7 protein-coding genes are annotated in these 8,504 nt (G+C 60.1%); 4 read left to right on the top strand and 3 right to left on the bottom strand.

What is annotated here, in order from left to right; genetic code table 11:
- Positions 1-432: 432 nt before the first annotated feature.
- The 4 genes from AC1DWQ_RS22990 to AC1DWQ_RS22975 all read left to right on the top strand — a co-directional run bounded on the left by AC1DWQ_RS22990 (position 433) and on the right by AC1DWQ_RS22975 (position 4,828).
- On the top strand, positions 433-1,584 hold the full coding sequence (locus AC1DWQ_RS22990; RefSeq protein WP_477671725.1) for a hypothetical protein: 1,152 nt from the start codon (positions 433-435) through the stop codon (positions 1,582-1,584).
- Positions 1,581-3,923 (top strand): YcaO-like family protein, encoded by a 2,343-nt coding sequence (locus AC1DWQ_RS22985; protein ID WP_477671724.1) that lies wholly within the window; start codon positions 1,581-1,583, stop codon positions 3,921-3,923. The genes AC1DWQ_RS22990 and AC1DWQ_RS22985 overlap by 4 nt, the downstream gene beginning before the upstream one ends.
- Before the next feature lie 29 nt (positions 3,924-3,952).
- Positions 3,953-4,150, top strand: coding sequence for a hypothetical protein (locus AC1DWQ_RS22980; RefSeq protein ID WP_477671723.1), 198 nt, complete (start codon positions 3,953-3,955; stop codon positions 4,148-4,150).
- 63 nt (positions 4,151-4,213) lie between these two features.
- Positions 4,214-4,828 carry a hypothetical protein gene (locus tag AC1DWQ_RS22975; RefSeq protein WP_477671722.1) on the top strand — a complete coding sequence of 205 codons (615 nt, stop codon included), beginning with the start codon at positions 4,214-4,216 and terminating at the stop codon, positions 4,826-4,828.
- A 198-nt stretch (positions 4,829-5,026) separates the two neighbouring features.
- On the opposite strand, the gene AC1DWQ_RS22970 is transcribed toward AC1DWQ_RS22975, so the two are convergent.
- From AC1DWQ_RS22970 to AC1DWQ_RS22960, 3 genes are all read right to left on the bottom strand, one after another.
- Positions 5,027-6,031: a hypothetical protein gene (locus tag AC1DWQ_RS22970; protein ID WP_477671721.1), complete on the bottom strand. Its 1,005-nt coding sequence runs from the start codon at positions 6,029-6,031 to the stop codon at positions 5,027-5,029.
- 40 nt (positions 6,032-6,071) lie between these two features.
- Positions 6,072-8,165, bottom strand: coding sequence for a YcaO-like family protein (locus AC1DWQ_RS22965; RefSeq protein WP_477671720.1), 2,094 nt, complete (start codon positions 8,163-8,165; stop codon positions 6,072-6,074).
- Positions 8,162-8,504: hypothetical protein (locus AC1DWQ_RS22960; protein WP_477671719.1), on the bottom strand; the 343-nt coding region annotated here is incomplete at its 5' end. The genes AC1DWQ_RS22960 and AC1DWQ_RS22965, both read right to left, overlap by 4 nt.

Genomic DNA, 8,504 nt, shown 5'->3' with positions numbered 1-8,504 from the left:
ATTGACAAACGCCTGCTCGCCGCTTCGCCCCTGGCCGGCCGCCCCCAGCAGCCCGCCTCGCCCCAGCGTGGCCAATGACGTTGAACCCAAGCCCAGGCTATTGCCGCTGACGATCGCAACCATGTGATCTACCTAATGGTGAACCGCCGGCTCGGGCCCCTGCCCCTCACCCCTCCTCCAACCCTTTGGAGAACTGCTCAACGGTATTTCATCAATACATCCTCACATTTACCACTTTGTTTAGGAAAATTTGCATCCGACCGCACGCGCCGAAAAATCGCTAAACAAATTCAAACCGGCATGGATATATTGATAAGCGCCGCTGGCATGGACGCTGCGACCCTGCGCGTATCGGCATTCAGCCAGGGCGGCTCCACGCCCTTCACTTTCTGACCGGTATCCCACAGGCAGCATCACCCCGGAGACTCTTCCATGTTTATCGCGATCACCATGAACCACATCCGCGCCGTCAAGGCCTGGGCAGAGGCTCATGACGCGCTCGTCAATCTCAATGTGTTGACTTTTGAGCTGGAAGTGAAGGCGCGCAACCGGTACTTCACACTGCATCCCCAGTTCCTGGCGCGCATGGACGGTCAGTTAATGCACGTCCCCCAGATGGTTCGCGAGGCAACCGGGTTTATCGGCTGGCTGCCTTACCGCCCCCTGCGTTGGCCGCTCGCTTCGGACAAGCTCGTCTTCAAAAAGCGCCTGGCGGAGTCCGGGCTCCCCACGCCCCGCATGTGGCCGACGCCGGGCGAGGCGACGGCCGCCTTCATCGTCAAGCATTCGGTCGGGTCTTTTGGCGAGGAACTGGCCGGCCCCTATCATCCTGGGCAGGAGCCCGATGCGGCGCGAATGCAAATGCTGACGAAACAGGGCAGCACCGGTAGCCTGTACGCGGAATCGTTCGTGCACGGAACGAACATCAAGGTCTGGTTCTGGGGGGCGCGCGCGTTCCATGCGCAGTTGCATCCCTATCCGTTGATACACGGCAACGGGCGCGACACCATCGCAGAGCTGATCGACGCGCGCCTCAAAGACATCAAGCAAAGCTGGGCCGACTACCCTGAAAAGCAGGCGGTGGAACAGGCACTTGCTTATCAGGGCCTGGACTTGAACACCGTACTGACGCCAGATATGTCTGCCTGGCTGGACTATCGCTACGGACGCCGTTTCGCGCCGGATGCGGCTACGGAAGAGGAAGACAATTTCCTGCGTCACATGCCTGCGACTCAAATAGCCCAACTGGAAGTAGCCGGCCAATGGATCGCCGCAGAGCTGCGAGAGGAACTCAGCGCACCTGTTTTGTGTTCGCTCGACGGCGTGCTCGACACGGACGGAAAGATCTGGTGGCTTGAGGCCAATTCGAACCCCATTTTCCCGCCGACCGGCTATTCGGCCATGTTTTCAACACTTTTCGGCACACCCATTTCCGCCCCGGAACCCGGCTCTGCCATGGCACCGGCATCCGGTCAGACCATACCGAACCCAATGCGCGGGTCACCAGGCGGCATAGCTATTCCGGCGGAACGCCCCGCGCAGATCAGGCTTAGCCCGGGCATCGGCGAAAGGGTGTCGGCATGAAGCCTGAATTTTCTGCGTCCGGTTCGCCAATCCCCGCGCCATCGGCTACCAGGATCGGCGGCAACCGAAATCGCGTTCTGAATCACCGCATTCCCACCCAGGTGCAGGCCTGCCTTGACGCTGCAGACCGTTTGTCGCCCATGTTTTCCGGCGCCAGCCGTATCCGCAGCAAGGGCCGCCTGGCAACGTTGGTGGTTCGCACAGCCAACGAAGACATCGAAGTCCAGGCACCCGCACTGCTTTTGGACCAGGCCTTCAGCCTGTGCGACGGAACACGCACTGTCGACGAAATCCTGAAGAGTTTCGGGAACGCGCAGGAGCGCTCTGAGTTTGCCCAATTCATGGAATTCCTGCTCGCCGAGGGCGCTTTGATCGACGCCAGCCTGGTGAGCGCACACGCTGCGCACTACGCCTTTCAGTTCAGCCCTTTCGGCCTTTCAGCGGCCGCCAAATTGACAGGCAGCATTGCAGCACGCTTTTTGTGGAATGAAGAGCAGTCCGAGGAAACCCTGCCCGAGTCTGCCGCCAGAGTGGAAAGCACGCCGCTTGACCCTTTCTTTTCCGCGCGCACAACAAGCTATACCTTTGATGACAAGCCGGTATCCATTTCCGCGCTGCACAAACTGCTTTGGTCCCTCGCCGGTGTAGTCCGGGTCAAGCATCCGCGAATAGGATATGCGATGCCGCAACGCACCATCGCGTCTGCAGGTGGCATGCACCTGGTGGAGGTTTACGTGGCGCTGCAACGCCAGGTCGGTGACTATCTGCCCGGCGTGTACAAGGTTCAATACCCCGACGAGCGTACGGTATTGCTGCACCCCGTCGGGAACACACCGCCGCAGCTGGCCCTGGCCTTCGGCAAGCCCTGGGAGTTAACCTACGCAACGGGTGCCGTTTTCCTCGCCGCCGATCCGGCGATTGCAGCGACGCGCTACCGCAACCGCTCGCTCCAGTACCTCTTTATGGAAGCCGGTGCAGCGCTGCACAACGGCGCACTCAGCGCCGGTGCCCTGGAGCTGGGCTACGCAACAATAGGCGGGTATTACGAACGGCCGATCGCGCGCATGTGCGGACTCGGCCGGCAACTGCTGCTGGGTTCGGCCATGTTCGGTGTCAAGGCTACTTCCGAGCAAATTGCCATGATGGAGCGGATGCCGCTGATCGATTTTGCCTGGGTCAACGGCGAATCCGCGCTTTACTCCATGGGTTTTCACCTGGCGCGTGCAAAAATTCTCGATGAGAATGACGAGCGGCCGCACACCTGGGGCCGCGGAACAGACCCATTGCTGGCGGTACGCAAGGCCATTGCCGAAGCCATAGAGCGCGAAGGCTTCCGGCAACCGCGAGGCATCGTCGAAGGTAGCATCGCCGAGGTCGAGCATGCACTGGATCCCCGACAGTTCGTCTGCTACGCGGAGAAACAGTACGAGACTTCGAATTTCTTCTATCAACCATTCTCAGAAACACAATCCTATCCTTGGGCAGATGCGTTGAACCTGGAGACGGGCAAAAGGGTCCGGGTGCTGGCGGAACTCGTTTTTTCACGCAACAGCCTTGCTGCCCTCGGACACGACACCTCACGCCCGTATACCCAGGTGACATCCTCAGGTTGCGCCGCCAGCACCACTGTGGAAGACGCTACCGTTAGAGCACTACTGGAGGTGGTGGAGCGCGATGCGTTCATGCGGCATTGGCTTGCTCAAAAGCCAGGAACCCTGGTTCCCGCTGAACAATGGCCCGAGGACATTGCGCAGCGCATCGGCACCTTGCAAGCGGCCGGCTGCAGGGTGACGGTCCAGCATCTGCAAGTGCCATGGGCGCACGTGGCACTGGTTTCCGCGCAGCATGACGCCCAACACTTCACCACCATGGGAACCGCAGCCAGCGACAGCTTCGGGGATGCCGTCCACAGCGCGCTCGATGAGGTGGAGGCCCGGGTGTATGCCTGGATCCATGGCCACCTGCCTGGCATCAGCTCCCCAGACGAAGTCGAGACCACCGAGCATCACTTTGAACTTTATGGCCTCAAACGCTACTACCGGCGTGCCGACCGGGTGCTGTTTCCGGTCACCGCCTCCACCTCGACTCAGTGGCCCGAAAACTCATGCGAGACGTCACTTTCTACGCTGGTCAGGCGCTTTACGGCGCAAGGCCTGCGTCCCCTTGCGGTCGACATCACGCCCACGAAAAGCCATATCGACCAAGGTCGCACCCACCTTTCGGTGGTTAAGGCCCTCATCCCCGGTTTGCTGCCGATCTCGTTCGGTTATCAACGAGAGCCTCTGGGAATGGTTCCTCGTATCCACTCTGGATCGAAATTCCCGCATCCGTTTCCCTGATTTTTCAACCTGACTAAAGGAGTCATTTCATGCAAGAAAAAGCAAAGCCCCAGTCCGACGCGGCTTCCACGCAGAAGAAACAGGCCAGTCCAAAAGCGACTGGCGACAACACCAACGGCAGCGGCAGTGCAAGCGGCCGCTGGACTGCAGTTCATCGTGCACGCCTTCCCCACAAAGCCGGCTTGCCCCTGAGTTCCGGTGGCTGCGGCGACAACGTTAGCCGATAAATCATTGCCCAACCGCAGCGCATCGAGAGTGCCGGGTGAGCCCTGCGCTCAACGAGCTCCTCGATGCCTGCTTTCATCCCGACTATGCATACCAACAACCCGAACATCACAGTTATTGACGATTTACTGCCTGAAGCATTAATGACGTCCCTGATCGAGGCCGTCTCGTGGATGCCCATGCATTTCCTGAATCGATGGGAACGCTTTAAATCGCATGAGCTTGACATGCATTGGTACTACCCCGTTGCGTTCGCGGACGAGCCGTTTATCGATGATGTGGAGCCCAATATGCGCGCACTCGATGACACTCTCCAGTCAATCACGCAATGCTGGGACTTGATCAAGGCCAGCCATGATCACCCGGTACGACTGTACGAATGCATGATCAGCGCCAATACCTTCGGCACCGAAGGTCGGTTGCATCAGGATATAGGCGAAGCAGACAAGCGCCCCCTGCACAACACGGCGCTGGTTTACTGCAACCGGGAATGGAATGTGGCCTGGGCCGGCGAAACCCTTGTTTTCGATGAGCAGAACGAGATCACCGCTGCCGTCATGCCAAAGCCTGGCCGCATCATGAAGATCATCGGTGACCCGACGCATGTCGGCCGCTCGGTCTCCCGTATTTGCCCCACAGACCGGCGCGTCATCGTCTTCAAGTACTGGACCGTCAAGTAGCCGCCGGTGGGCATAGTATTAAATTGCATTGAAGCCGGTCCGCCCCTTGGAGTACTCATACGCCGTACCGGCGTGGCCGTGTCGTCAATCCCAGGCGTCCGGTGCGCGGCCCAAGCCAGATCAAGGCGACCCGGGACCATGTTGCGATAGAGGTTCCGGAACTTGGCCATTCGTGTTGCTGTCAGCGTTTGCACGACATCAACCGGGCAACAACTCACCCCCCGCCGTGCGATTGAAAATGTCACTCAACATGACGTCATAGCCCGAATGCGGAAACATGGGATGGGAATTCAGCTCGAGCCACCACAGCTGACCTTCGTCGTCGAGCACGGCATCTACCGAGTAGGCCAGGGGTGCCGGCCCGACTTCCTGCAAGGCAGTGCGCATCAGTGAACCCATTTGCGCAATCTGTTCGCCACACACGGTTTTTAATTCCGCCAAGGCGCTGCCGGCTTTGGCGCCCCCTTGGCGTGGTGCGAAGCTGCGGCCGTACCGGAAATCAATCCATATCTCTTGCCCGGCAGGCGGGACATCTGTGGGCGAGAAGCCCTGGTAGGCCATGCACGACACCAGTATTGCCTTGTCGGCCAGAATGTTGGCACCGACGTCCTGCCTGACTTTTGCTTCGGCCAGCGCGCCGGCTGTTGACACGCCATCGCCGATGACCTTGGCGTAGTCTTGCATGTCGGCGAAGAACGGTGTGTGGCCCCAGTACCAGATCTTCACGATCTTGCCGGCGACAAACTGTTCATGGAATGTGCCGGTATCAGAGCTGTCTGGCTCAAGGGGCGGCACCGGGACGGCTGCCAGAAATGGCCCCTGGATGTCGTAGCCGAACGAGCCTCGGGATTTTTTCCGGATGTAGCTTTGCGTCGGCTGCTGGCCCGGGGGCCACATTTGGGGCGTGCGAACACCGGCCTGGTCAAGGTGCTGCTTGAACAGCCGCTTTTCGGTAGAGAGCGGCGTGGAATAAGGCCTGTAAGGGCGCCATCCGCCAAATGCAATCACCGACTCCATCAGGTCTTCGATGTGAACCAGCTTGTTGCGGACAGACGCTGCAAAGATCGGGTAGAACCGGAAATACACGTTGGCACAGCGTATTTCCAGTTGCACGGTCTGAATGTCTATCTCAACCTTCGCGTCATGCTGGGCCGCCCATCCGCGCACAGCGCGGAAGTGGTCAAAAAAAGTAGGGAAGGCCATGAGTCCTCAGTCGTTGTCTATTGCGGGGGGCGACTTGTCGCTAGTTGAAAGGATGGGGGAACTTTCCCCCGGGTGCGATTTTCTCGTCCATGCCCAAAGGCAAACCGTCATACCCAAACCCTATGGGAATAGCGCCCGGAATCAGCACCCGCACCGAACGTATGACCTGACCATCAAGTGATTCGGGAGCCGCTCGCTGGGTTAAATCCACCCACACGGCCTTGGGGGGCCGTGGCGCGACCTGCAGCCTTTGCGCCAGGGTCGCGGGCCATGTTGCCTGCAGTTGCGCGAACCTCACCACGTCCCCCCCCTCAGTGATTGCCGCCGTCTTTAAATAGTGGGCCGGTTGCCTGAAGAGAAGACCGTGGTCTGTTGGCGTCTGCACCGCCTTCGGCGCCAGCCGCTTGGGCGGGCCGGATTTCACGGAGAGCAATCCGATGGTTTCTGCTTCGCTCAGCGCATGCGTGATGGATGCCTCCATAGAGCCGAAGCATGATGCCGCGATCACGGAAAATTGGTGGACGGCAGAAGCAATCGCGATAAAAATAACCGGCCCCCACGCGCCCGCGAAGACGCCGATGCGCAAGGTGCAGCCGCGCGCCTCCCAGCCGCGCGCCTTGGCCTGAATGCCGGCCGGAAGTGAATCGGGTGCCACCAGGCGGCCCGGGCGCTGTGCAAGCCAATGCCTGACGAAAGCATCCCGCTCAATCACTTCGAGGCCCGCGCGCTCAATCGCCACATCCAGCGATACGTCGCTGGCGCAGCCCGATGAGGTTTGCCGCATCAACATGCCGAACTCAGACGCTCGCGGCAGATTCGCCCCTGAAAAAACACAGTCGGCGGGCACCAGGAGCTTCTCATCGCTACCCAGGCAGTTTGCTTCAACCCAGAAGCGCTCGGCGTCGTCGCTGTAGGGCCGAATGCCCAGGCTCGCCTTGTCACGGTATTGCTTGTCCGAGAACCGGATCAGTTCGGTGGGGTTGAGCTTGCCGGCAAGCTCACAGCCTTTTTTGAGCAATAACCCGGCGGGCAGCTCGCGGTAGGCATGACGCTCGACCGCCTCCGACAGTGCCTTGGCACATGCCACCTTGACATCAACGGAACGCCCCCAGCCTGTTCGATTGGCGCCGCCATCGCGCTCAACCTGGGCCGCCGCCAGATAGTCCCCACCGGCTTCGCCGCGGTCGATGATCCTGACCATCGGCTTGAGCAAAGCGGGGTTCCCGGTGCCTCCATGACGTGGTGGCACGCCGCCGAGAAATGCCGCGGCAATGAAAAGATGCTTGTCTGGCCCGCACAGTGCACTCACTGCCTGTCCATAGGCGGCCCCTGCCTCAACATACGCAATACTGCTGGCGGTAGCCGCAGAAGCCAGCCTCTGCAGGGCCGCCCCGCCAGCCGTCAACGCCACATCCAGCGGGCAGTCCGGAAGGTTGCTTTCAGCAAAAATAGCCAGCAGCGCCTGGCTGCGAAAGAAGTCGTAGAGATTGGGAAAAGCCTGGTATGACGCCGCAGTGGCTGGCATATCGAACGGCCGGAGAAAGGCTCCGGCCACGGCCCAATGCACTTCATAAACGCCAGCCTCAACAACGCCCAGGTTTTCGCGGAAGAAAACTACAAAACGCAAACCAGCCAGGCCCTCTGCCTGCGGCCCTACGGCCAGCAGGCTGGCCAATGCCTCAAAAGACAGCACCCCGGCAGGGCCGGCCTCTGCAACGCCCGAATAGCGAGGCACCGTCAGTTCAATATCTCCGCCCTGCAGCAAGGACACCTCGAACCCGCCCTGGACCGCTTTTTGGTAGGGCCGCTGCATCCGCCTTTCCTGAAGCAGCCTATCCGCCACAAACCGATGGTCCACCAGCACGCCCGCCTCCAGCATGGCGTCCATAAAGCCGCCAAATCGCGAGGCTGGCCATTTGGCTTCGGCCATGCTTGCCAGTTCTGCCCGTGTTTTGCTGCCGTCGCACCAATGAAAAAGCGCCCGCAAGAATTTTGCAGGCGCCTTGATGGTCAGCTCTTCATCTTTGGCCCGTAGCGTTAAAACACCGCCCTGAATCAAGGCGGCGCCTGCCAGCACGGGCGTGATTCCGGCGTCGAACTGAGTTTGTTCCTGGTGATTTACCTTTTCGCTCACGCGGCAATGGTACTCACCTGGTCAACAAAGCTGGCCGCAGCCGCATCAATGGTCAAGGCTTGCCACGGCGTACCCAGTTGCACGGGACCTTGCTGGCAAGGGCTGAAGGCCAGGAAGCCTTCTACAAACAAACCGCAGCCCTGCTCAGTGATGATGTTGTACAACCGGGTTTCCGGCGGCATGTGGTGAAACACCGGACGCGCATGCACCCAGCCCGACACATGCGCAAACTGTTCGGGCAGGTCGATCGCCAGGGGAACGGCCGGCGGCATCTCGGGGCTGACCGCATTGCGTTTTTCGTACAGGTAATGGTTCAGGTTGAAGGTGCCCCAGCCTTCG

It is taken from the genome of Polaromonas sp. P2_G11 (assembly GCF_056403595.1).
This window is presented reverse-complemented; position numbering and strand designations above follow the sequence as displayed.